At 65.5% G+C, this 23361-nt stretch carries 18 protein-coding genes; 9 read left to right on the forward strand and 9 right to left on the reverse strand.

The annotated features are described in order from the left end of the window. The first annotated feature begins 6 nt into the window (after positions 1 to 6). Both ppc and H3H37_RS02675 read left to right on the forward strand, forming a co-directional pair. Positions 7 to 2829 carry a phosphoenolpyruvate carboxylase gene (gene ppc, locus H3H37_RS02670; RefSeq protein ID WP_182159902.1) on the forward strand — a complete coding sequence of 941 codons (2823 nt, stop codon included), beginning with the start codon at positions 7 to 9 and terminating at the stop codon, positions 2827 to 2829. 193 nt (positions 2830 to 3022) lie between these two features. Further along, the gene (locus tag H3H37_RS02675; RefSeq protein WP_182159905.1) at positions 3023 to 4333 is read left to right on the forward strand and encodes a PAS domain-containing sensor histidine kinase; all 1311 of its coding nucleotides are present in this window, start codon (positions 3023 to 3025) and stop codon (positions 4331 to 4333) included. Positions 4334 to 4339: 6 nt separating this feature from the next. On the opposite strand, the gene H3H37_RS02680 is transcribed toward H3H37_RS02675, so the two are convergent. The 8 genes from H3H37_RS02680 to nosZ all read right to left on the reverse strand — a co-directional run bounded on the left by H3H37_RS02680 (position 4340) and on the right by nosZ (position 13602). After that, complete coding sequence (locus H3H37_RS02680; protein WP_229218614.1) at positions 4340 to 5395, reverse strand: FAD:protein FMN transferase; 1056 nt, start codon at positions 5393 to 5395, stop codon at positions 4340 to 4342. 79 nt (positions 5396 to 5474) lie between these two features. After that, entirely contained in the window at positions 5475 to 5792 is a 318-nt protein-coding gene (locus tag H3H37_RS02685; protein ID WP_229218615.1) for a c-type cytochrome, read from the reverse strand. Positions 5793 to 5874: 82 nt separating this feature from the next. Continuing rightward, positions 5875 to 6405, reverse strand: a complete 531-nt coding sequence (locus tag H3H37_RS02690; protein WP_182159911.1) for a nitrous oxide reductase accessory protein NosL — start codon at positions 6403 to 6405, stop codon at positions 5875 to 5877. Continuing rightward, positions 6402 to 7226: an ABC transporter permease gene (locus H3H37_RS02695; protein ID WP_220456306.1), complete on the reverse strand. Its 825-nt coding sequence runs from the start codon at positions 7224 to 7226 to the stop codon at positions 6402 to 6404. The genes H3H37_RS02690 and H3H37_RS02695 overlap by 4 nt, the downstream gene beginning before the upstream one ends. Then, positions 7210 to 8130 carry an ABC transporter ATP-binding protein gene (locus H3H37_RS02700; RefSeq protein WP_182159914.1) on the reverse strand — a complete coding sequence of 307 codons (921 nt, stop codon included), beginning with the start codon at positions 8128 to 8130 and terminating at the stop codon, positions 7210 to 7212. The genes H3H37_RS02695 and H3H37_RS02700 overlap by 17 nt, the downstream gene beginning before the upstream one ends. Further along, positions 8111 to 9379 (reverse strand): nitrous oxide reductase family maturation protein NosD, encoded by a 1269-nt coding sequence (locus H3H37_RS02705; protein WP_375539977.1) that lies wholly within the window; start codon positions 9377 to 9379, stop codon positions 8111 to 8113. Before H3H37_RS02705 ends, H3H37_RS02700 begins: the two co-directional genes overlap by 20 nt. 44 nt (positions 9380 to 9423) lie before the next feature. After that, positions 9424 to 11643, reverse strand: coding sequence for a 4Fe-4S binding protein (locus tag H3H37_RS02710; protein ID WP_182159917.1), 2220 nt, complete (start codon positions 11641 to 11643; stop codon positions 9424 to 9426). Between the two features lie 15 nt (positions 11644 to 11658). Next, complete coding sequence (gene nosZ / locus H3H37_RS02715) at positions 11659 to 13602, reverse strand: TAT-dependent nitrous-oxide reductase (protein ID WP_182159920.1); 1944 nt, start codon at positions 13600 to 13602, stop codon at positions 11659 to 11661. A 365-nt stretch (positions 13603 to 13967) separates the two neighbouring features. On the opposite strand from nosZ, the gene H3H37_RS02720 reads away from it, so the two are divergent. The 7 genes from H3H37_RS02720 to H3H37_RS02750 all read left to right on the forward strand — a co-directional run bounded on the left by H3H37_RS02720 (position 13968) and on the right by H3H37_RS02750 (position 20531). Beyond that, positions 13968 to 14165 carry a hypothetical protein gene (locus tag H3H37_RS02720; protein WP_182159923.1) on the forward strand — a complete coding sequence of 66 codons (198 nt, stop codon included), beginning with the start codon at positions 13968 to 13970 and terminating at the stop codon, positions 14163 to 14165. A gap of 129 nt (positions 14166 to 14294) precedes the next feature. Beyond that, entirely contained in the window at positions 14295 to 15323 is a 1029-nt protein-coding gene (locus tag H3H37_RS02725; RefSeq protein WP_229218616.1) for a sensor domain-containing diguanylate cyclase, read from the forward strand. Between the two features lie 536 nt (positions 15324 to 15859). Next, positions 15860 to 16807, forward strand: coding sequence for a hypothetical protein (locus H3H37_RS02730; protein ID WP_182159926.1), 948 nt, complete (start codon positions 15860 to 15862; stop codon positions 16805 to 16807). Between the two features lie 69 nt (positions 16808 to 16876). Beyond that, positions 16877 to 17407: a nuclear transport factor 2 family protein gene (locus H3H37_RS02735; RefSeq protein WP_182159929.1), complete on the forward strand. Its 531-nt coding sequence runs from the start codon at positions 16877 to 16879 to the stop codon at positions 17405 to 17407. A gap of 31 nt (positions 17408 to 17438) precedes the next feature. Further along, positions 17439 to 18437 (forward strand): lipase secretion chaperone, encoded by a 999-nt coding sequence (locus tag H3H37_RS02740; RefSeq protein ID WP_182159932.1) that lies wholly within the window; start codon positions 17439 to 17441, stop codon positions 18435 to 18437. 20 nt (positions 18438 to 18457) lie between these two features. Further along, entirely contained in the window at positions 18458 to 19222 is a 765-nt protein-coding gene (locus tag H3H37_RS02745; protein ID WP_182159935.1) for a DsbC family protein, read from the forward strand. Next, positions 19206 to 20531: an MFS transporter gene (locus tag H3H37_RS02750; RefSeq protein ID WP_182159938.1), complete on the forward strand. Its 1326-nt coding sequence runs from the start codon at positions 19206 to 19208 to the stop codon at positions 20529 to 20531. Before H3H37_RS02745 ends, H3H37_RS02750 begins: the two co-directional genes overlap by 17 nt. Before the next feature lie 61 nt (positions 20532 to 20592). Here H3H37_RS02750 and rpoD read toward each other — a convergent pair whose 3' ends face one another. Continuing rightward, positions 20593 to 23106 carry an RNA polymerase sigma factor RpoD gene (rpoD, locus tag H3H37_RS02755; protein ID WP_182159941.1) on the reverse strand — a complete coding sequence of 838 codons (2514 nt, stop codon included), beginning with the start codon at positions 23104 to 23106 and terminating at the stop codon, positions 20593 to 20595. Between the last annotated feature and the right edge of the window lie 255 nt (positions 23107 to 23361).

Raw genomic sequence — 23361 nt, forward strand, 5'->3', positions numbered from 1 at the left:
CATCAAATGGCAAAACAATCTAGTGCAATAGACGAACAACCGGGCGTGGACGCGCAAGCCGACAAGGACGCGCCGCTCAAGGAAGACATCCGCCTGCTGGGCCGCCTGCTGGGCGAGGTCCTGCTCGAACAGGAAGGCGAGGAAGTGTTCGCCGTGGTCGAGACCATCCGCCAGACGGCCGTGCGGTTCCGCCGCGAGGCCGACGCCGGCGCGGCCAAGGAACTGGACGGCATGCTCAAAATTCTCACGCGCGAGCAGACCATCTCCGTGGTGCGCGCGTTCTCCTACTTCTCGCACCTGGCCAACATCGCCGAAGACCAGCACCACATCCGCCGCCGCCGCGCCCACCTGCTGGCCGGCTCCGCGCCCCAGCAAGGCAGCGTCAATTTCGCGCTGGATAAGCTGAAGAGCGCCGGCGTGGCCCAGGACACGGTGGCCACCTTCTTCCAGGACGCCCTGATTTCGCCCGTGCTGACGGCCCACCCGACCGAGGTGCAGCGCAAGTCCATCCTCGACGCCGAGCACGATATCGCCCGCCTGCTGGCCGAGCGCGACCTGCCGCTCACGCCCAAGGAACGGGCCGCCAATGTGCACCTGCTGCGCGCGCGCGTGGCCACGCTGTGGCAGACCCGCATGCTGCGCTACTCCAAGCTGACGGTGGCCGACGAGATCGAGAACGCCCTGTCCTACTACCGCATCACCTTCCTGCGCGAGCTGCCCGGCCTGTACGACGACATCGAAGCCGACATCGCCCAGCACTATCCGGCCTCGGAAGAACGCGCCATCAACGCGCCCTACGTGCAGATGGGCAGCTGGATCGGCGGCGACCGCGACGGCAACCCCAACGTCAACGCCGGCACCATGCAGCACGCGCTGGAGCGCCACGCCACCACCATCCTCGACTTCTACCTGGAAGAAGCGCACACCTGCGGCGCCGAGCTGTCCGTCTCGACGCTGATGGTGGCTTGCAGCCCCGAACTGCAGCAACTGGCCGACAGCTCGCCCGACACCTCGGCCCACCGCAGCGACGAACCGTACCGCCGCGCCCTGATCGGCATCTACGCGCGCCTGGCCAGCACGGCCCGCGCGCTGGGTGCCACCAACATCCTGCGCAAGGAAGTGGGCCACGCGGAACCATACGCCACGGCCGCCGAATTCTCGGCCGACCTGCAGGTGCTGATCGACTCGCTGGAAGCGAACCATGGCGGCATGCTGGTCAAGCCGCGCCTGTCCACGCTCAAACGCGCGGCCGACATCTTCGGCTTCCACCTGGCCTCGCTGGACATGCGCCAGAGTTCGGACGTGCACGAGCGCGTGCTGACGGAACTGTTCGCCCAGGCCGGCGTGCTGCACGACTACGCGTCGCTCGATGAAGAAGCCAAGGTCGACCTGCTGCTCAGTGAACTGAGCCAGCCGCGCCTGCTGTACACGCCCTACATCAGCTACTCGGCCGAGACGGAATCGGAGCTCACCATCCTGCGCGCGGCACGCCAGATCCGCGCCCGCTACGGCGCGCGCGCGATCCGCAACTACATCATCTCGCACACGGAAACCGTGTCCGACCTGCTGGAAGTGCTGCTGCTGCAAAAGGAAATGGGCTTGCTGCGCCTTTCCGAGCCGGAGCTGGACCTGATGGTGATCCCGCTGTTCGAAACCATCCCCGACCTGCAGCGCGCGGCCGGCATCATGGAAGCCGTGATGGCGGTGCCGCTGGTGCGCCAGCTGATCGCCAAGCAGGGCGAGATCCAGGAAGTCATGCTCGGCTATTCGGACTCCAACAAGGACGGCGGCTTCCTGACCTCGAACTGGGAACTGTACAAGGCCGAAACCCACCTGGTGACGGTGTTCGAAAAGGCCGGCGTCAAGCTGCGCCTGTTCCACGGCCGCGGCGGCACCGTGGGCCGCGGCGGCGGCCCCAGCTACGAAGCCATCCTGGCCCAGCCGCACGGCACCGTCAACGGCCAGATCCGCCTGACGGAACAGGGCGAGATCATCGCCTCCAAGTTCTCCAACAAGGACATCGGCCGCCGCAACCTGGAGCTGCTGGTCGCCGCCACGCTGGAAGCGAGCCTGATGCCGCAGTCGGAAGACAGTGCGCACCAGGCCCGCCTGCGCGGTTTCGAAGCCGTGATGGCCGAGATCTCCGACCGCGCCTACAAGGCCTACCGCAACCTGGTCTATGAGACGCCCGGCTTCACGGACTACTTCTTCGCCGCCACCCCGATCGCCGAGATCGCGGAACTGAACCTCGGTTCCCGTCCCGCCTCGCGCAAATCGACCAAGCGCATCGAAGACCTGCGCGCCATCCCCTGGGGCTTCTCGTGGGGCCAGTGCCGCTTGCTGCTGCCGGGCTGGTACGGCTTCGGCAGCGCCATCGGCGGCTGGATCGCCGACGGCGACCAGGAACAGCGCGTGGCCCAGCTGCGCGACATGTTCCAGCACTGGCCGTTCTTCGCCACGCTGCTGTCGAACATGGACATGGTGCTGGCCAAGACCGACATGGCGATCGCCTCGCGCTACGCGGAACTGGTGCAGGACAAGGAGCTGCGCGAGCGCATCTTCAAGCGCATCACGGAAGAGCACGACCACACGCTGCGCATCCTGCAAAGCATCACCGGCGCCACCGAGCGGCTGGCCGGCAACCCGCTGCTGGCGCGCTCGATCCAGAACCGCTTCGCCTACCTGGACCCGCTGAACCACTTGCAGGTCGAGCTGATCAAGCGCCACCGCGCCATCAGCAAGGAGCCGGGCAAGGTCGATGAACGCGTGCACCGCGGCATCCACCTGTCCATCAACGGCGTCGCGGCGGGCCTGCGCAACACCGGCTGACGCCCGACGGACCAGCCGCAACGGGGACGTAACCTGGCTTACGTCTCCGTTTTTTTGGGCCAAAAATATTACAAAAAAAGAAAGACAAAACGACCAAAATTTCATTACAATACGCCAACATTCCACCGCGCCCTCCCCCCGACCCGCTCTGGCGAGCCCGGAGCATCGCGTCCGTCTTTCCAGGTTTGTCGCCATGAACAATTGGTCCACCCTCTTCCTGCGCCCCGTGGGCTACGGCGCAACCCTGCTGCTGGCCGGATGGCTGGGCGGGGCCACTTGGGGCCACACTGCCCAGGCCGTCGCCGGCTACCTGTCCGGCAGCGCGGCACTGTTGGCGGCCGCCGCGCTGCTATGGCGCCTGCATGCGGGCGACGCGCGCCTGCGCGCCGAGGCGGCCGGCCACTTGTCGGCCGCGCAAGCCAATGCCCACGCCGCGCTGCAATTGCGCGAGATCGTCGCCATGCTGCCCGCGCCGCTGTTCATCAAGGATGGACAGCACCGCATCGTGATGATGAACGCGGCCTGCGAGGACTTGTTCGGCGTGCCGTTCGCCGCGCTGGAGGGCAATACCGGCAGCGGCCATTTCCCCGCCGAGCAGATGGAAGGCTTCCTCGTCCATGACCGCGCCGCCTTCGCCGGCGGCCGGTTGCTCGTCAATGAGGAATTCGTGTGGTGCGCGTCGCGCGCGGAGAACCGCCAGATGCAGACGTTCAAGAATCCCGTGTTCGGCACCGACGGCCAGCCGCAACTGTTGATCGGCATGTGCTTCGACATCACGGACCGCAAGCGCACCGAGGCGGCCCTGCAGCGCACGCTGGACCAGCTACGCGCCATGACGCTGCACCACGACCGCATCCGCGAGGACGAACAGCGCCGCATCGCACTGAACATTCACGACGAGCTGGGCCAGAACCTGCTGGCCATGCGGCTCGACGTCGCCCGCCTGCACGCGCGCACGGCGGCGCACCACGCGACGCTGCACCGCCAGTCCGGCCAGGTGCTGGCCACGCTGGACGCCACCATCAAGTCGGTGCGCGAAGTGATCAACGAGCTGCATCCGAACACGCTGGAGCTGGGCCTGTGCGCGGCCGTCGAGTGGCTGCTGGGCCAGCTGGCGCAGCGCAGCGGCCTGCGCTACAAGTTGCAGGTGCTGGACGACCACGCCAACGCCCTGCTACCGCGCGACCAGACCTCGGGCCTGTTCCGGCTGGTGCAGGCGGCCCTGACCAGCATCGCCTGCTTCGCGCGGGCCGGCGCCGTCACTGTGTCGCTCAATCTGAAAGCGGAGGCCATGACCATCGTGCTGCAGGCCGACAGCGCCGGCATCGTGCAGGCCGAACAGGCGACGCTGGACGCCTTCGGCATCCGCGCCATCAGGGAACGGGTGGCGGCCATGGGCGGGGAAATGGTGCTGGCCCGCCGCCAGGGCGGCAGCATGATGACCCTGCTGCTGCCCGGCGTGGCCGCCCGCCAGCACGGCGCGCCCCAGCCGTCGCCGGCCTGAAGCGCGTCAGTGCGCCCGCCCGCCATCCATGCGGGCGCGCATGGCCGGCGTCATCACCACGTTGTGCTGGGCATCGACCAGCATCACTTCCTTCAGGCCCAGGCGCTGGGCCATTGCTTCCCAGCCGGCCGGTCCCGTGATGAACAGCGGCTTGGAATTGCCATCCGACCGCAAGCCCGGATCGCTGCCGCCCGAGGCGATGATGGTGACGGAGGCCACCAGGTCGATGGTCTGGCCGGTGCGCGGGTCGATGATGTGCGGGTGGCGCTTGCCATCCTTCATGAAGTAGCGCTCATAATCGCCGCTGGTGCCGATCGCCTCATTGTCGCGCAATGACAGCGTGGCCAGCGTGCCGTCGCCGCGCGGGTCGCGGATGCCGACCTGCCATGGCCGCTTGCCGGGCTGGCCGATGGCCAGGATGTTGCCGCCCACGTTGATCAGGGCCGCGTTCACGCCCGCGTCGCGCAGGATGCGGGCGGCCCGGTCCAGCGCGTAACCCTTGGCGTAGCCGCCCAGGTCGATCATCACGGCGCGGTTGGTGCTGGTGATGGTGTTGCCCTGGTAGCGCAGGTCCGACAGGCGCGGATTGGCCGCCACCCACCGTTGGATCTCTTCCGGCGCCGGGCCCTGGTCCTGGATGTCGCTGCTCTGGAAGCCCCACAGCCGGATCAGGTGGCCGATGGCGGGATTGAACAGGTAGTCGGACTTGGCCGACAGGGCCGCCGCCGATTGCAGCAGGCCCACCAGTTCGGCGTCCGCCTCGAACGGCTGGCCGGCCGCGATGGCGTCGTTCAAACCGGTCAGCATGCTGGGCTGCCAGGCGTGCAGCTTGTGGTGCAGACGGTCGAATTCCTTGAGCACGGCGGCGCTGAGGGCGTCGGCCCGCTGCGGCGTCTCGCCGTAAATGCTGACCTCGACCACGGTGCCGAACACGTGGCCTTGCGTCTTGTAAGTGTGGTATTCGCGGGCACAACCCGACAACAGGCCGGACAACAGCGCCAGCGCGATCAGTGTCGCCAGCCAGCCCGCCATTGCGGCGCTTTTTTTGGTGCTAACTTGCATGCGCGCCCTCCTTGCGGTGAGGGACCGGACGGAGCCGGTCCCGGGTCCTCACGCCGCCATCACGGCGGCGGGTTCAATCTCAGCTCGACTTGGTGGTCATGAAGTCGACAGCCGATTTCACCTCGTCGTCCTTCAGTGCTGCGTTGCCACCGCGTGGGGGCATCATCTTGAAGCCGTCCAGCGCGCTCTTGTAGAGGGCGGGGATGCCTTTGCCGACACGTGGTTTCCAGGCGGCCTTGTCGCCGAACTTCGGTGCGCCCATCACGCCGGCGCCGTGGCAGGCGAGGCAGGTGGCTTTGTAGATCTTCTCGCCTTTGGCCAGGTCGGGGGCGGCCTGGGCGGCGCCGGCGGCGCACACGGCCAGCAGCAGGGAGGACAGGATAGTAGCTAATTTCATGGGGATAGACTCTCGATTAAAAAAGAACAAAAAACACGGGGGCGCTGACCGATGCAGCCCTGGCCATAGCCGCCCCCTTTTCTCAGTGCGACATGGCGTCGTCATGGGCGGCGCTGCCCCCCATGCTGACCATGTCACGGCTGACTTGCTCGAAGCGCAGCACCTTGCCGCCCTGGGCGGCCGCGAAGTCCTGCGCCCCCTGCAAGGTGGCGAAGGCGCCGAAGGTCGGGCCCATCGAGCCCTGCTTGCGGCTGCCCGCGACGTAATAAGCGCTGCGCGCTTCGATCCAGTTGCCGCTGGGGTGGTCCCAGTCGGCCTTGCTCATGTCCTGCACGTACAGGCCGCCCACGGCCCGCTTCTGCTCGGGGCCGAGCACCACGGCGAACAATTCCGTCAGGTCGCAGAAGTAATCAGGCTTGCCTTCCGCGTATTGAATCTGGGCCTTGGGGCCGGGGAAATCGCGCAGCACCATGCCGTCCAGCGCGCAGGCCGTGTCGGCGCCCGGTTCCTGGGGCGCCACTTTCGGCGTGTTGGGCGAGCAGGCCGCCAGCAGCAGCACGCCCACGAACAGGGCGCGGCGGGCGGCGGGCGCCGCCATTGGGTTGAACTTCATTTGAACCTCCGTATTGCGAAAAGGAATGGCACTGCGATCCAGGCCAGCATGATGGCCAGCAGCACCAATGGATCGGTGAGCGCGCCCGGCATCACGGTCGACAGGCCGTACATGGTCTGCACCTGTTCCGAGCTAAAAATATTCAGCAGGCGGAACACGTCGGCCGGGTTGAGCATGAGGATGGCGCCGAACAGGGCACTGCTCAGCTTGCCCTGGCTCATCACGAGGCCGCCCATCAGCAGCAAGTCGAAAATGAGCACGTAGAAGAACCACAGACCGATGGCCGCGCCGCTGGCGCGCACGCGGTCGCTGGCGATCACGGACAGCAGCACGGAAATGCTGAGGAAAGCCATGCCCATCAGCACCGCGCTGAGCACGAAGCCGGCGTAGTGGTAGCCATCGCGCACGGTCAGCTCGGCCGACAGCGGCAGCAGCCCGGCGCCGAAGCCGACCACGGTGGCGCCGGCCAGCGCGCCGGCCAGGCCCAGGTATTTGCCGAGCAGGATCTCGGCCCGCGTGATCGGCATCGATTGCAGCAGTTCCAGCGAACCGCGCTCGCGCTCGCCCACGATGGCGTCGTAGCCGAGGATCAGCGCGATCAGCGGCACCAGGTAGATCACCAGGCTGACCAGGCTGGCCACCGTGGCGTCCACGCCGTGGAAGCCCACCTCGCCTTGCTGGGCCGCGCCGAAATAAGCAATGGCCAGCGCGAACAGGGCGAAGATGATGGCCACGGCCAGCACCCAGCGGTTGCGCAGGCGGTCGCGCAGCTCCTTGCTGGCGATCACCTTCACCTGGGACCATTCAATGCGCGTGGACATGGGCGCCTCCGTGGCCGAGGAACAGTTGTTCCAGCGTCGGTTCGTGGATGGTGACGTCCAGCGCCAGCGCCGCCAGCGCGGCCAGCACGGCCATCTTCTCGCCGGACTGGCAGGCGATGGTGGCTTGGGCGCCGTCCAGGCGCAACTCTGGGCCCTCCAGCGGCGCCAGCGCGGCCTGCAACTGGGGCGCCGTGCCGGGCCGCAGCGTGGCCACGATGTGCGACGGCAGCACCATGCGCGAGCGCAGCTGGGCCAGCGTGCCCTGCTCCGCCACTTTGCCCGAATGCATGATCACCAGCCGGTCCACCCGGTCCTGGATCTCGGCCAGGATGTGCGAGGTGATGACGATGGTGGCGCCGCGCGCGCGCACCTCGCGCAGGATGCGGTAGAAGTCGGCGATGCCTTCCGGGTCCAGGCCGTTGGTGGGCTCGTCGAGGAAAATCAGGTCAGGATCACCGAGCAGGGCCTGGGCGAAGCCGAGCCGCTGGCGCATGCCCTTGGAATAGGTGTGCACGCGGCGGCCGGCGGCCAGGCTCATGCCCACCTGCTCCAGCACCCCGGCGCAGAAACGGCGCGGCACGTGTTTGAGGTCGGCGAACAGTTGCAGCACTTCCAGCCCGGTCAGGTTGTCGTAGGTGACGAAGCTTTCCGGCAGGTAGCCGATGCGCCGGCGCACCTGGCGGAACTCGGGGCTGGCCGTGTCCACGCCCTGCACGCGCACGGTGCCGGTGGTGGCCGGCAGCAGGCCCAGCATGAGCTTGAACAGCGTGCTCTTGCCGGCGCCGTTGTGGCCGATCAGGCCGAACATTTCGCCCTGGTTCACGGTCAGCGACACGCCCCGCAGCGCCTGCACGGCGCCGAAGGACTTGCTGACCTGCGCCAGTTCAATGGGGGAGGATGTCATTCCAGCGTCTCCAGTTGGGGTTCAGGGGGCGGGTGCGCGGATGGCGGTCGACGATGCTGGGCGCGCGCAGCAGCGGGAACTGGCGCGCCACGAAACGCAGCGTCTGCACCGAGGGGCTGGACAGCACCAGCTTGACCAGCGGGTACTGCCAGTTCAGGCGGTCCACCAGGTCGTTGGCTTCGTAGGGCACGTCGCCCACGCCGTCGCCATCCTGATCCCAGCCGCTGTAGTTGCTCCAGTAATTGCCTTGCTTGCGGCCCCACTCCACGTCGCGCGCGGCGACGAACTTGACCTGCTCCTCGTTGCCGATGAAGTCGTTGCCGTCCACTTCGTTGTTCGAGGAGCCGGCCGACAGGTGCACGCCGGTGTGGTTGTGGCTCACCAGGTTGTTGCGCACCACGTTGAATTCCGCGTCATAGATGAAAAAGCCGCGTCCGTTGCCGGCCACCACGTTGTTCTCGATGACGGAATCCTGGATGGTGCGCAGCATGATGCCGTGGTCGGTATTACCCCAGGCGACGTTGTTGCGCACGATGAGGTCGCGCACCTCCATCAGCGCCAGCCCGCCCCGGTTCAGATACGATTCGTTGTTTTCCCACGTGCTGTGGTTGGTGTTCATGTAGTGGGTGCCATAGCGCACGTGGTGGATCTTGTTGCCCCGGAACAGAGCGTCACGCGACACGTCCACGTAGATGCCGTCGCGGGTGAAACTGATATTGTTGTCGACGATCTGCGCGCCGCGCGTGTTGTAGACCTGGATGCCGTTGCCGCGCTTGACCGACATCTGGTCGCGCCGCCCGGTGATGACGTTGCGCAGCACCTTGGCGTTGTCCGCGTTCTCCAGCCAGATGCCGAACAGGTTGAACACCAGCGCGCAGTCGGCGATGGTGACGCGGTGGGCGCCGGGCACCACGTAAATGCCGGCGTTCTGGGCGTCGAGGTCGAGGCCGCTGTCGCGCACGTTGAAGCCGGCGATGGTGACGTCCGTGGCCGTCACGCGGATCACGTCGCCGGTGAAGCCGCCGCTGATGGTGGGCTGGTCCAGGCCGCGCAGCGTGAGCGGCTTGTCGATGCGCAGGTGCTCGCGGTAGTCGCCGCGCGCCACTTCCACCGTGTCGCCGGGCGCGGCGCGCGCCACGGCCGCCGCGATCGACTGGCCCGGATTTACCCGCAACACGGCGGCCGCCCCATCGGCCGCCGTGCCCAGGATGGCGAGGCCGCTGGCGCAAGCCAACAGCCAGACCCGCAACCGGTGCGCTAACACCGGCCGCGTCTCGCCCCGTCTGTGCGTGGTCACAGCGACTCCTGTTCGGCGGCAGGACGCCGCTCTTTCAGGGTGCTGCGCAAACTGTCGAGGGAAATGAAATAGCCCTGGTCGTTGATCGGCGTGAGCGCCTGGCCCGCGTTGGTGCGGCGCTTGCGCTCCTTGACCAGCGGTGGGCAGGCATGGTCGTCGTAGTACATGACCATGCAATCGAGGCACAACAGGCATTCCATCTGGTCGATCTTGCCGTTCTTGTCGATCGCGTGCGAACCGCAGCCGGCCGCGCAAGCGTGGCAGGTGGTGCACTCGGCCTTGCGCTTGAGGCCAAACAGGCGGAACTTGCTCGGAATCGCCAGGCCGGCGCCCATCGGGCAGATGTACTTGCAGTACGGCCGCTCGCTGATCATGGACAGGCCCAGGATGCCGCCGATGAAGATCCAGAACGGCCACGTGCGGTTCCACACGCCCACCAGGAAGGTGGTCTTGAACGGCTCGATCTCGGCCAACTTCTCGGCCATTTCCATCGAATAGAACGACACGCCCAGCAGCACGAAGAACACGCCGTACTTGATCCACTTGAGCTTGTCGTGCAAGGCCTTGGGCAGCAGGCGCTGGTATTTCTTCAGGCCGATGATGGCGCCGAATTTCAGGGCCAGGTGCTGCAGCGAGCCGAACGGGCACAGCCAGCCGCAGAACAGGCCGCGTCCCCAGATGAACACGGTGCCGATGATGAACCACCAGAACGTGAAGATGTACGGGTCGGACAGGAACAGTTCCCACTTCCACTGGTGCAGGATGGAATGGAACCACGTCATGATCTGCGTGATGCTGGGCTGCGCCTTCAGGTAGAAGCCGAAGAAGCCGACGCTGATGATCCACAGCGCCGTGCGCGGGCCGCTGATCAGCGGTTTGCGCTTGCGGTTCGAAGCGCGCACCAGCTTGTCGCGCCGCGCATACCAGAACGCGGCTGCGCCCAGCACAACCACAAAGGCGGCGCCGACCAGGGCGTTGTTGCGCCACAGGGCTTTCCAGGCCGCTTCCGGCTGCACCACTTTCGGCCGGCCACCTTCGAGGTAGCGGTCGGCCAGCCAGTATTGCTGGTCGAAGTGGACATAGGTCTTGGTGCCGTGCTCGGTGTCCTGCTTGTTGGCCAGCATGGTCAGCTGCCACGGCCAGGCCGGGTTGAAGTCCTTGGAACGGATGATGAAGATGGCCGATTCCTTGAACTCGGGCACATCCTTCGGTTCCAGCCGGTACAGGTTCAGGTAGTCGGTGTCGCGGAAGGTGAAGGTGACGGGGTCCTGGCGCACCTGGATGCGGTCGTAGATGCCGCCGCGCACGAAGCCGGAACCCTTGAACGAGGTCTGGCCCTTGGCGATCAGGAAGATCGCGTGCTCGTTGGGCTTGAGGTCTTCCATCAGGCGCTGGTAGCCGTGCTCGCCCAGGATGCTGTTGCCGATGGTGGGCACGTTGAGGTAGCCGAAATACAGGTCCATGTAGGGACCGCCGCTGTCGCTCACGCCGACGTCGGCGGCCGACACCAGCAGGTGGCCGACGCTGCCCTCGGCGGCCAGCTTGGCCCAGTCGAGCCGCTCGTTGAGCGCCGTGAAGTGCGCCGGCGGCCGCTCGGCCGTGGTGAAGATGCCGACCTGGCGCCCGATTTCATAGGCGCTGCGGGAGATGACCTGGTTTTCCGCGATGGCGGTGACGGTGGCGCCGCTGATGGCGTCCAGCCCGACGGCGCCGGTGGCCGCGTCGCCATGGCCGATTTCGAGTTTGGCGTCGCCTTTGCGGCCCACGTACTGGGCTATGAATTTCAGCAGCGCCGACTCGGGGATGCCGGCCAGCAGGATTGGTTCGGAGTGTTTCAGTACTCGCACGCCCGTGATCACGCCCTGGCGGTCCATGCCGATCAGGGTCACGACGGGTTTGCCGGAATAAGCGGGAATATCGACCACGTCGGTCGAGAGGAACACATACCCCAGCAGTTTTTCATGCTGGTCCGCGCCCTTGCCCCATGCTTCCACATAGGCAGGCGCGCCTTTGCGCTGAGAAAAGCGCGTGGCCTGCGGCAGCACGTCGGTGCACGGCGCGTAGGCACACAAATCCGGGCCGTGCAGCATTTCCGGGGGCAGCTCGGCGTCGTAGACCGTGGCGCGCGCCGGGATGGCGCACAACACGGTCAACAACGCGCCGAGCAGCACCAGGCAGTGCCGCACGACACGGGGCAAACGAAAACAGATTGTCATCGGATGCCCGGCTTCTTACGCTTCCACCAGCAGACGGCTGCGCATTTCCAGGTGCAGCGCGTGGCAGAAGTGGGTGCAGTAGATCCAGAACGCACCGGCATGGTCAGCCTTGAAGGTGACCGACTTGGTCTCCTGCGGGTTGACGATGAAGCAGATGTCGTAGGTCGGGATCGCGCAACCGTGGGTCAGATCTTCCACCTTGTCGTGGTTGGTCAGGATCAGCGTCACTTCGTCGCCCTTCTTGACCTTGATCTCCGGCAGGCTGTAGTTCGGCGCCACCGACATCATGCGCACCGTGACCTTGTTGCCCTGGCGGGTGATGCCGGCGTTCTCCGGTTTCACGGCCAGCGGGAAGTCGTCCATGTTGTAGATCTGGCGCGTCTTGACCACGTCGCGGCGCACGATGATGCCGTCGTGCGGTTCCGAGTACGCCGTGTGGTCGGCCACCAGCTTCATGGTCGAGCCGCTGATGTCGATCAGCTGTTCCGTTTCCGGATGCAGCGGGCCGACCGGCAGGAAACGGTCTTTCGAGAACTTGTTACCCGAGTTCAGGTACTTGCCGTCCGCTTCCTTGGTCTCGCCCATCGAGGCGTAGTTGTGGCCAGGCTGGTAGTGCACGTCCATCTTCTCGACGATGACCTTGGCGTTCTTGTCGCCCTTGAACTGGGCGATGGCGGCGTCCACGTTCCACTTCACGCACTGGCTGTCCAGGAACAGCGAGGTGTAGGCGTTGCCGCGGCCGTCGAAGGCCGTGTGCAGTGGGCCCAGGCCGATTTCGGGCTCGGCCACCACGGCGTCGCGCTCGGTCTTCAGTTGACCGTCGAACCACTTGAGCACCAGCGACAGGTCGATCACGGTGGCGGTCGGCGACAGCTTGCCCGAGCACACGAAGTATTTGCCATCCGGGCTGGCGTTCACGCCGTGCGGGTTCTTGCCCACCGGGACGTAGCAGGTGACAGCCGATTTCGGATCGCCGTTGGCGGCTTTGCGGCCATCGACCACTGGCACTTTCGAGCTGCCGATGGTGACGAACTTGCCGGCCTTGACCAGCGCTTCGATGCGGGCCACGTTGAAGAACACGCAGGCGTCGCGCTCGGCCGACATCATGCCGGTCAGGTCATGCGCGTTTTCCGTGTTGTACTGGTTGGAGGCGGCCAGCTTGCCGTCATACGAGGTGGCCACCAGGTCCATGTTGCCGTCCACGCGGCACTGCCACTTCACTTCCATCGAGTCGGCGTCAACGCAGCTGAACAGGCAGCCCCATTTGTCCGGATCGTTCACATCGTGGCCATCGTTGGGCAGCGGGATGTGGAATTCGGCGCCGCAGAACACGCGGGTGGTGTAGTTGATCTTCGGATCGACCGGGTCGCACTTGTCCGGGAAGATGCCGTGGAAGCCCATCACGTTCGGCAGCTTGGTGATCTTGTCGCATTCCATCGTATCCATGCGGATACGGGCCAGGCGCGAGTGGATCTTGTCGTTGACCCACAGGAAGCGGCCGTCATAGGTGCCGTCCTTGTAGCTGCCGTGCACGTGGTGGGTGTCGCCGGTCTTGTATTCGAGCGAGCCGTCGGCCTTGGTGCCGATGATCTTCTTCGATTCGTTGGTGATACCCCAGCCGACCATGCAGTCGATATTGAACACGGGGATGCGCTTCAGCGTGCGACCCGAAGGCAGACCGATGATGCGCGCTTCGCCGCCGTGGCCGGCGCTGGTGAAGGCATAGTAGTCATCGAGCTGGCCCGGTGCGATCTCGTGGCCACCGCCGCCCTTGGCTGCGGCCGCAGCCGAAGCGGAGGCGCTGCCCTTGGCGGCACCGCCCTCTTCCTTGCAGCCGGCCAGACCCAGCGTGGCGCCAGCCAGGCCCAGCATTGCGCTCTTGCCGAGGAAGCCGCGTCGTGCGTTGACGACGTCGGTGTCCAGTTCCTTGCCTGCCTTGTTGCTGCTATCCCTATCCATCTGTTTTTCTCCTGAGTGTGCATACATCGGTACAGCGGGTTGCCGCGCAGCGCGCGCGGTCCCGGGCCAGCGAGCATTGTCTTGCTTCAACAGGGCAATCTTGAATGATCTGAGTCAAGAAATTTTGAAGCCGCGACAATGCGCTGACCGACCTGGGCAGTGTAGGCAGCGGCGCGTGCGCCCGCTATCGGTGAATAGTGGGTCCGCTGGTGGCAATGGGAACTAGCACAGCTAGGCCTTAGGAACTAGGCGCCCGCATCGGAAGGCGTATTGCGCGCGGGGCCGCGCGTGCCGTAGCATGGCCGCTCGCCTACCGCTCCGATCTGCAGGCAGCGCCGGGCGCCATGAAAGAGGAAGTGCGTCTGATGAACGAGCATGTACCAAGCCAGGGGCGCGAATCAGCCCTGAACATCACGATAGACCGCGACGGCACCCGCATCCACCGCCTGGTCGATGACGTGATCTATCCCGTGCGCGCCAGTCGCGCCATCGCCCGCCGCGATCCCATGGTGGAAGCGCTGTTCGGCGCGCCGAAAGTGCGCCGGCCCAAGAACAAGCAATAGCACGCCACCGGGCGCTTTGGCGGCCCGGCGACAACGGCGCGCGGGCTCCGGCGATCGCATTAATTAATTGCCTTTTTGCATTATTCGGGTCACACTCACATGATGTGATTTTGTGTGAGAATTGATGCCTTGAAACATCCGCCGCAGTATCTTCGCCTCGATACCGCCACGTTGCTTGAGGTGATCCGTACCCATACGGAAATTGCCCGCTGCGGCCTTGACCTCGGCGGCGTGATGGCGCTCGTGTGCGAACGCGCCCAGGCGCTGACCCACGCCACCGGCGCCGTGATCGAAATCGCCGACGGCGAGGAGATGGTCTACCGCGCCGTCTCGGGCAGCGCTGCGGGGCAGCTGGGCTTACGCATTCCAGTCGCCGGCAGTATGTCGGGACTGTGCGTGCGCTCCAGGCGCATCCTGCTGTGCGCGGACTCGGAAACGGACCCGCGCGTGGACCAGGCGGCGTGCCGCAAGGTGGGGCTGCGCTCGATGGCGGTGATTCCGCTCGTCCATGACGATGTCGCGGTGGGCGCGCTCAAGGTGATCTCGACCGAGGTCAACGCATTTCACGACAAGCATACGGCGGTGCTCGAATTGATGTCCGAGCTGATCGGCGCGGCCATGTTCCATGCCGCCAAGCTCGAATCGAGCGCGCTCTACCACAGCGCCACCCATGACGCGCTCACCAATCTCGCCAACCGTGCGCTCTACTACGACCGGCTGCGCCACAGCGTGGCACAAGCCGAGCGTCGGCAAGGGCGGTTCGGCGTGCTGTGCATCGATATGGACGGCCTGAAAGCCATCAACGACCACTTTGGCCATCGGGCCGGCGATGCCGCCATCCGGGCCGTCGCGCAACGCATCAACGCCCAGATCCGCGACATGGATCTGGCCGCGCGGGTCGGCGGCGACGAGTTCTGCGTGATCCTGTCGAATGTCAGCAACACCGCCAGCGTTGAGCAAAAGAAGCAGGCGCTGTACGCGTCCATCCAGGGCGAGTTTGAATTCGAGGGGCGGCAAATGCCGCTCGGCGCCAGCATCGGCGCCGCCGTCTACCCGGACGACGCCGGGCAGCTGGAACAGTTGCTGGAAGTGGCCGATCAACGCATGTACGCCAGCAAACGGGCGCGCAAGCAGCAACTGGCCGCCACACTGCCTTAGCCCCCCCTCACCGCTGCGCGCAGCCGCGCCAGCCTTGGCCCGCTTGCCTTCTTCAACTGTCTTAATTTTCCAACAGAGCCACGAAAACAATAGCAAATGAAAAATATTTCAGTAAAATGAACTCACAATATCGCAGCAAAGCAACACCATAACAATGAAATCTGCTCGCGCCACAAGCGCAACCGCAGTGCCGCACAATCTCATCGGGAGAAACACATGTTGTTGAGCACCTTGAGTACCGCTTTTGGCAGCCTCCGTCATCCCCACGTCTTCCATCCCGTCAGTCGCCCCCAACGTTCCCCCGCGTAGCCGCTTTTTGCGCCGCCACAAATCATTTAACCCATAAGCAATGCTCGTGCTCTTGATGACAAGAGACGATGCGCTGCCGCAGCATTTTTTCGCGCTCGCCGATAGTCGAGAGCGTTAAAATATACTCACGCTTGTTGACGCATGGCAGCATGTAGACAGCGGAGTAAGAGCAGATTGTCCGCTAGCAGGACAACTTTGATGTTCCACACCCCCACGGAGAAATCAACATGACTTTGCGCCTCAAGCTTACTTTGCTCGCTGCCAGCCTGGCATGCGCCACCGCCGCCCATGCCGGCGTGATCAAGGAGTCCAAGGACTCCATCTTCAAACCAACCGGCAAGGGCTGGGGCGAACTGGACCTGGACTCCATGAGCCATCCGGAGAAAGCGGCCACGCTCAAGGCGCGCCGCACCTCCAACCTGACCTACCAGGGCGGCCCCGTGATGGTGGCGCCGACCAACAATGTGTATTACATCTGGTACGGCAGCAACTGGGACACCGGTAACGGCCCCGCTTCCAAGAGTGTGCTGACCACGCTGGCGCAATCGATCGGCGGCTCGCCCTACTTCAACATCAACACCACCTACTACAACGGCAGCAACACCCACGTGAGCAACAGCGTCAAGCTGGCCGGCAGCATCACCAACAGCGGCACCCTGGGCACCCAGCTGACGGACGCCAACATCCAGACCATCGTGACCAACGCCATCTCGTCCGGCGCCCTGCCGCTCGACAGCAACGCCGTCTACTTCGTGATGACCGACAGCGCCACCACCGCCACTTCGGGCTTCTGCACCCAGTACTGCGGCTGGCACACCAACACCACCGTGAGCGGCCAGAACATCAAGTACGCCTTCGTGGGCAACCCCGAAACCCAGTGCCCGTCGGCCTGCGGCGCCAACACGCCGAGCCCGAACAACACGCCGGGCGCCGACGCCATGGCCAGCATCTTCGCGCATGAACTGGAAGAAGCCGTCACCGATCCGGACGGCAACGCCTGGTACTCGCTGCAAAGCGGCATGGAGAATGGCGACAAGTGCGCGTGGACCTTCGGCACCACCTCGCTGGCCTCCAATGGCGCCAAGTACAACGTCACGCTGGGCGGCCTGAAGTACCTGATCCAGCAGAACTGGACGCTGCTGCCGTCGCAAGCATGCACCATGCAGTATCCCTAAGCCCGATGGTGTAGCATGAAGTCAGGCCGCCGCGCGTCCGGTGCGGCGGCCATTCTTACCGGAACAAGTATGCCCAAGTACCTGCTGACCTTGCCGACGTTGCTGACTCTGCTGTCCCTGGCCACGCCGCCCGCGCTGGCCGCCGAAGCGCAAAAGCGCATCGTCCCCACCGTGACGCTGACGGTGAAACAATTCTCCGAGCTGGAAGAAGACTGGCTGCAAGCCGTGCGCCAGCACGACACGGACGCCCTGAACCGGCTGGTGGCCGACAACTTCGAACTGCGCACCTCTGCCGCTCCCGGCCGCCCGACGGCGCGCGCCGAATGGCTCAAGCAGGCGCAGGCCGGCGCGCCGTTCGACTCGCGCATCGAGCAGATGGCCGTGCATGAATATGGCCAGCTGATGGTGGTCAGCTTCCTGTGGAAACTGGACGTGCCCAAGACCTCACCCCTGCCCCAGCAAGTGTTCGTGATCGACACCTGGAAACAGGGCGACAATGGCTGGCAGGTGCTGACCCGCTACGCCGCGCCGGTGCAGGCCGGCGCCAAGGCCGTGCCAGGCGCCGAACCGGGCCCGCCGGCCGTCGACAAGAAAATCTGAAGCCCGCGCCCTCCCCTGCGGCGAACGATCCATGCACCTGACCTCCTATCTCCGCCAGGGCGGCTATGTGGCCGCCGCGCTGGCCAGCGCCGGCCTGATCTGGTACTGGCAGGCCGGCACCCCGGCCGACGCGCCCGGCGACGCCAGCGCGCGCCCGGCACCCGCCGCGTGGAACGGCGCCATCGGCCCCGGCACGCTGAGCGGCGCGCCCCGCAACGCGGCGCTCGACATCGGGATGGACGACCCGCCGCCCGACGGTTTCACCATCAGCAGCAACGGCCAACTGGTGGTCAACCGCCAGCTGCGCGCCAGCTTCGACTACTTCCTGATCCGCAGCGACGGCGCCGACCTGGCGGCCCGCGCCGCGCAATTGCGCGCCTACCTGCAGCAGCGCTTGCCCGCCGGCGCCGCCGCCCAGGCCGAAGCGCTGCTGACGCCGTATGTGGCCTACATCCGGGCCCACGACGACTTGCTGGCGCGCCAGCAGCTCGCGTTGGCGCCGGGCGCCGTACCCGACGCGCAGCAGACGGAACGGCTGGCCATCTGGCAGGCGCAACGCGCGCGGCTGCGCCAGCAGAGTTTTACGCCAGCCCTGCAGCGCGCCTGGTTCGGTGACGACGATGACGTGCTGGCCGACGCCGTGGCCGAACTGCGCGTGCGCGACGCCGATCCACGCGCCGGCGCAGACGCCTCCAGCCATGGCGGCCGTCCCGGCTCCGGCGCTGCGGATGCCGAAGCGGATTCCAACACGCTACGCCAGCAACGGCTGCACGGCGCTACCGAACAAGCCGCGCGCGACGCCGAACTGGCCGAACTGGCGCGCGACGCCACCCGCTCCTACGAAGCGGCGGCCGCCGAAGAACGCCAGTGGCGCCTGCGCTATGCGCGCTACCGCACGGCCGTCAGCCAGTTGCAGGGCGACGCCGCCAGTCCCGGCGAAGCGCGCCGCCGCAAGCTCGACGCATTGCGCGCCGAACTGTTCCCGACCGAGGGCGAGCGCCTGCGCGCGCGCGCCAGCGGCATCGAATGACCACACATCAAGGAAAGAACATGAAGCACAAGTTAGCGCTGGCCTTCGCACTGCTCTCGGCCACCGCCCTGCCGGCGCTGTCCCAGGCCGCCGCCGAGACGCCGACGGAAGCGCGCATCCACGCCCTGATCGAACCACGCATGGGCATCAACATCAAGGTCGATGGCGTCAGCAAGACGCCCTACGGCGGCCTGTATGAAGTGCGCACCAATGGCGACGTGTTCTACACGGACGAAAACGCCAAGTATCTGTTCGTCGGCAAAGTGGTCGACACCACCACCTACCAGGACCTGACGCGCGCCCGCGCCGACCAGCTGGCCACCATCCGCTTCGGCGACCTGCCGCTGGAAGCCGCCATCAAGACCGTACGCGGCGACGGCAAGCGCGTGATGGCCGTGTTCGAAGATCCGAACTGCCCGTACTGCCGCAAGCTGCACCAGACGCTCAAGAACATCGACAACGTCACCATCTACACCTTCCTGCTCGACATCCTGTCGGACGATTCGGCCGTCAAGTCGCGCAACATCTGGTGCGCGCCGGACCGTGCCCAGGCCTGGCGCGCATGGATAGAAGACAGCAAGGTCGCCCCCGCCGCCCCGGCCGGCTGCACGGCACCGCACGAGCAGGTCCTGGCGCTGGGCAAGAAGCTGCACGTGATCGGCACCCCGACCGTGTATTTCGCGGACGGCACCCGCACCGGCAGCGCGTTCGACATGCGCGCGCTCGAAGGACGGCTGACGGCCGCCCTCAAACCGCACGCCGCCAGCGATGCCGGAGCGCCCTGAACACGGCGCGGCAAACCCGGCGGATGATCGCGGCCCCGCCGCGACGCCGCCGGCATCAGCACCAGCACCAGCACCAACACCAACACCAACACCAGCATCGGCATCGGCATCGGCACCAACACCGGCGTCCGATAACGCGCCGGCCAGCGGCTGGCGCAGCCTGGATCCCGACATCCTCAAGCTGGGCCTGGTCAGTTTCCTGACCGACCTCAGTTCGGAGATGATCTTCTCCGTGTTCGCCATCTTCTTCACCACCGTGGCCGGCGCCTCCAGTTCCCTGCTGGGACTGATCGAAGGGCTGGCCGACTTCTCCTCCGCCTCGCTCAACTACCTGTCCGGCTGGCTGTCCGACCGGGGCGGCCGCCGCAAGGCGCTGGTGGTGGCCGGCTACGGCTTTTCCACGCTGGCCAAGACCATCCTGCTGGTCAGCACCGCCATCACCGGCCTGGCCCTGTTCCGCGTGATCGAACGGCTGGGCAAAAGTTTCCGTGGGCCGCCGCGCGACGCCTGGCTGGCCGCCATCGCGCCGTCCGGTCGGCGCGGCTACGCATTCGGCGTGCACAAGGCGCTGGACAAATCGGGCGCCGTGGTGGGCCCGCTGGTGGCGTGGGCGCTGCTGACGTGGCTGGGCGAATCGGCGCACGCCTACCGATTGTTGTTCTGGGTGGCCGTGGTGCCGGCCGTGGTCAGCGTGCTCGTGCTGGCCACCGTGGACGAACGGACCACCGCGCCGCACGCGCGCGAAAGCGTGTGGCAGAACTGGCATGCGCTCAGCCCCGGCTTCAAGCGCTTCCTGCTGCCAGCCGGGCTGTTCGCCCTGGCCTACTACAGCCTGGGGTTCCTGCTGCTCAAGGCGCACGAGGTGGGCTTCGGGGTGACGGAGATCGTGCTGCTGTATGCGTTCTTCAACGTCACCTGCGTGCTGGCCGCGCCATCGATGGGGCGGCTGGGCGACCGCATCGGCCGGCGGCACGTGATCATGCTCGGCTACCTGCTGCATGGCCTGCTCAACGTCTGGCTGGCGCTAAGCCATGACAAGTGGCAGATGGTGGCCGCATTCGGCGTCTATGGCCTGTTCTACGCGATCGACGAAGCCCAGAGCAAAGCCTACGTGGCCGACCTGGAACCGGAGCGGCGCGCCTCGGCCATCGGCATCTACAGCTTTGTGACGGGCGCGCTGTACCTGCCGGCCTCGCTGCTGGCGGGCGCGTTGTGGGCCGTGAATCCGGCCTGGACGTTTGGTGCGGCGGCCTTGCTGTCGCTGGCCGCCATCATCGTATTCGCAAAAAAAACCGGGGTCAGGTCATGAATCTGCGCAAGTTGCGCGGATTCATGACCTGACCCCGGTTTTAGGCGGGTGCTGGCCAGGCTTAGTGCGTGGTCAGGAAGGTCTTCAGCTTGTCCGAACGGGATGGCTGGCGCAGCTTGCTCATGGCCTTCGCTTCGATCTGGCGGATACGCTCGCGGGTCACGTCGAACTGCTTGCCCACTTCTTCCAGCGTGTGGTCGTTCGACATTTCCACGCCGTAGCGCATGCGCAGCACCTTCGCCTCGCGCGGGGTCAGTGAGTCCAGCACTTCCTTGATCACGTTGCGCATCGAGGCGTGCAGCGCGGCATCCAGCGGCGCCAGCGTGGTGTTGTCTTCGATGAAGTCGCCCAGCTGCGAATCGCCATCCTCGCCCATCGGCGTTTCCATCGAGATCGGCTCTTTGGCGATCTTCATGATTTCGCGCACTTTGTTTTCCGGCATTTCCATCTTGACGGCCAACGTCGCCAGATCCGGCTCGCTGCCCGTTTCCTGCATGATCTGGCGCGAGATGCGGTTCATCTTGTTGATGGTCTCAATCATGTGCACCGGCACACGGATGGTGCGCGCCATGTCGGCGATCGAGCGCGTGATGGCCTGACGAATCCACCACGTGGCGTAGGTCGAGAACTTGTAGCCGCGACGGTATTCGAACTTGTCCACCGCCTTCAGCAGGCCGATGTTGCCTTCCTGGATAAGGTCGAGGAACTGCAGGCCGCGGTTGATGTACTTCTTGGCGATCGAGATCACCAGACGCAGGTTGGCCACCGTCATTTCACGTTTGGCCTGGCGCGCGCGCTTTTCGCCGGCGGCCATCTGCTTGTTGATCTTGCGCAGGTCGGCCAGCGGCAGCGCCACGCGCGCCTGCAGGTCGATCATCTTCTTCTGCAGCTCTTTCACGGCCGGCACGTTGCGGCCCAGCACGGCGCTGTACGGATAGGCGCAATCGACTTCCAGGTCCACCCAGTCCAGGTCGCACTCGTTGCCGGGGAAGACCTTGATGAAGTGGGCGCGCGGCATGCCGCACTTGTTCACGCACAGTTCCAGCACGGCGCGCTCGATGTGGCGCACTTCCTCCATCTGGCCGCGCAGCGTGTCGCACAGCTTCTCGACCACCTTGGCCGTGAAGCGGATGCCCAGCAGTTCATTGGAGATGGCTTCCTGCGCCGCCACGTAAGCCTTGGAGCCGTAGCCGCCGCTGGCCTTGCGCATCTTGTCGTACTGGGCCGAGATGACGGCGAACTTCTCCAGCGCCGCCTTCTTCAGCTGCACCAGCTGTTCGGTCGAGAAGCCGGCCGCGCCGCCGTTGGCGTCGCCGTCTTCCTCGTCCTCTTCCTCGACTTCCTCGTCCTCGTCCTCGTCCGACGCGGCGGCCGTGCTGACGGCCGGCGCGTTGGCCGCTTCGTTGGGGTCGACGAAACCGTCCACCACTTCATCGACCTTCATCTCGTCCGCTTCGATCTTCTTGGCCAGCGCCACGATCTCGGCGATCGTGGTCGGGCAAGCGGAGATGGCCTGGATCATGTCCTTCAAGCCGCCTTCGATGCGCTTGGCGATTTCGATCTCGCCTTCGCGCGTCAGCAGCGCCACGGCGCCCATTTCACGCATGTACATGCGCACCGGGTCGGTGGTGCGGCCGAAATCGGAATCGACCGTCGACAATGCCGTGGCGGCAGCCGCCTCCACTTCGTCGTCGCTGGTCACGGTGGCCACGCTGTCGGTCAGCAGCAACGACTCCGCGTCGGGCGCGCGCTCGTAGATGGCGATGCCCATGTCGTTGAAGGTGGCGATGATGCCTTCGATCGCTTCTGGATCGATGATGTTCTCGGGCAGCTGGTCGTTGATCTCGGCATAGGTCAGGAAGCCGCGCTCCTTGCCCATGTTGATCAGGTTCTTGATCTGCTGGCGACGGCGTTCCAGGTCTTCGGCCGACGCTTTCGGGTCCATGCCCAGCAGGTCGGCGCCGCCCTTGGCCTTGCGCTCGCGGGCCTTGGAGACGGCCTTCAGTTCGGCGCGCTCGACGGCGTTCAGTGCCGCCACTTCATCGTTTTCCGGCGTGAATTCGCTCGGCTTGCGGCCACGGCGGCCTGGCACCTTCACGCTCGGCAGCAGGTAGCCGGAGGTGTCGATCGAGGCCAGCGTGGCCGCGTCCGTCACCTGGCTCACGGCCGGGCCGGCCGTCACGATCACCACGGGCGCCGGTTCGGCCTTGGCCTTGACCAGCTTGGACTTGGGCGCGGCGGCTGGCTTGGGGCCGGCTGGCGCGGCCAGCGACACGGCGGCCGAGGCGGCGCCAGCCTTGCGGGCCACCTTGACGGTGGGCGCCTTGGCCGGCGCTTCCGCAGCCATGCCTGCTTCTGCACCCGCTTCCGCGCCGGTCTCGACGACGGCAGCCGCTTCAGCGGCGGCCACGGCGGCCAGGCGCGAACTCTTTTTCTTCACAACCGTTACTTTGCCCGCTGCCTCTTGCGCATTCTCGATGACATAAGATAAAGTCGTCTTCGGCACCACCAGCGGCGCGGAGCTGGTACGGGAAGCCTTGACGGACAACGTTAAAGTTTTCGGCGTTTTTGTCATTAAATTTCTCTCTATGCGAGACCCATGGGCCCATACCCCAATGCCATTGGCCGGCGCTCACCGCATGCGGTCCGCCTGGCTGTGCAATGTTGTATAAAAGTTGACGATGAAGCTGCGGAATAAAAAAAGCCCGCTACCTGATCAACGGGCTTCTGTCTATTTTTCAGTGAAGAATAGAGGAGAGGGCAAATTATGCCGTATCGCGAGACATCAAGATAATTGATAAATCAAATATCTGTTATCTAAAAACCACAT

The sequence above is a fragment of the Rugamonas brunnea genome (assembly GCF_014042345.1).
Classification (GTDB): Bacteria; Pseudomonadota; Gammaproteobacteria; order Burkholderiales; family Burkholderiaceae_D; genus Rugamonas; species Rugamonas brunnea.

Coding starts and splice junctions, on each gene's coding strand:
- H3H37_RS02740 (WP_182159932.1), top strand. CDS start 17,439: ATGCACCTGACCTCCTATCTCCGCCAGGGCGGCTATGTGGCCGCCGCG.
- H3H37_RS02730 (WP_182159926.1), top strand. CDS start 15,860: ATGACTTTGCGCCTCAAGCTTACTTTGCTCGCTGCCAGCCTGGCATGC.
- H3H37_RS02735 (WP_182159929.1), top strand. CDS start 16,877: ATGCCCAAGTACCTGCTGACCTTGCCGACGTTGCTGACTCTGCTGTCC.
- H3H37_RS02750 (WP_182159938.1), top strand. CDS start 19,206: ATGCCGGAGCGCCCTGAACACGGCGCGGCAAACCCGGCGGATGATCGC.
- rpoD (WP_182159941.1), bottom strand. CDS start 23,106: ATGACAAAAACGCCGAAAACTTTAACGTTGTCCGTCAAGGCTTCCCGT.
- H3H37_RS02745 (WP_182159935.1), top strand. CDS start 18,458: ATGAAGCACAAGTTAGCGCTGGCCTTCGCACTGCTCTCGGCCACCGCC.
- H3H37_RS02700 (WP_182159914.1), bottom strand. CDS start 8,130: ATGACATCCTCCCCCATTGAACTGGCGCAGGTCAGCAAGTCCTTCGGC.
- H3H37_RS02710 (WP_182159917.1), bottom strand. CDS start 11,643: ATGACAATCTGTTTTCGTTTGCCCCGTGTCGTGCGGCACTGCCTGGTG.
- H3H37_RS02720 (WP_182159923.1), top strand. CDS start 13,968: ATGAACGAGCATGTACCAAGCCAGGGGCGCGAATCAGCCCTGAACATC.
- H3H37_RS02690 (WP_182159911.1), bottom strand. CDS start 6,405: ATGAAGTTCAACCCAATGGCGGCGCCCGCCGCCCGCCGCGCCCTGTTC.
- nosZ (WP_182159920.1), bottom strand. CDS start 13,602: ATGGATAGGGATAGCAGCAACAAGGCAGGCAAGGAACTGGACACCGAC.
- H3H37_RS02695 (WP_220456306.1), bottom strand. CDS start 7,226: ATGTCCACGCGCATTGAATGGTCCCAGGTGAAGGTGATCGCCAGCAAG.
- H3H37_RS02675 (WP_182159905.1), top strand. CDS start 3,023: ATGAACAATTGGTCCACCCTCTTCCTGCGCCCCGTGGGCTACGGCGCA.
- H3H37_RS02685 (WP_229218615.1), bottom strand. CDS start 5,792: ATGAAATTAGCTACTATCCTGTCCTCCCTGCTGCTGGCCGTGTGCGCC.
- ppc (WP_182159902.1), top strand. CDS start 7: ATGGCAAAACAATCTAGTGCAATAGACGAACAACCGGGCGTGGACGCG.
- H3H37_RS02680 (WP_229218614.1), bottom strand. CDS start 5,395: ATGCAAGTTAGCACCAAAAAAAGCGCCGCAATGGCGGGCTGGCTGGCG.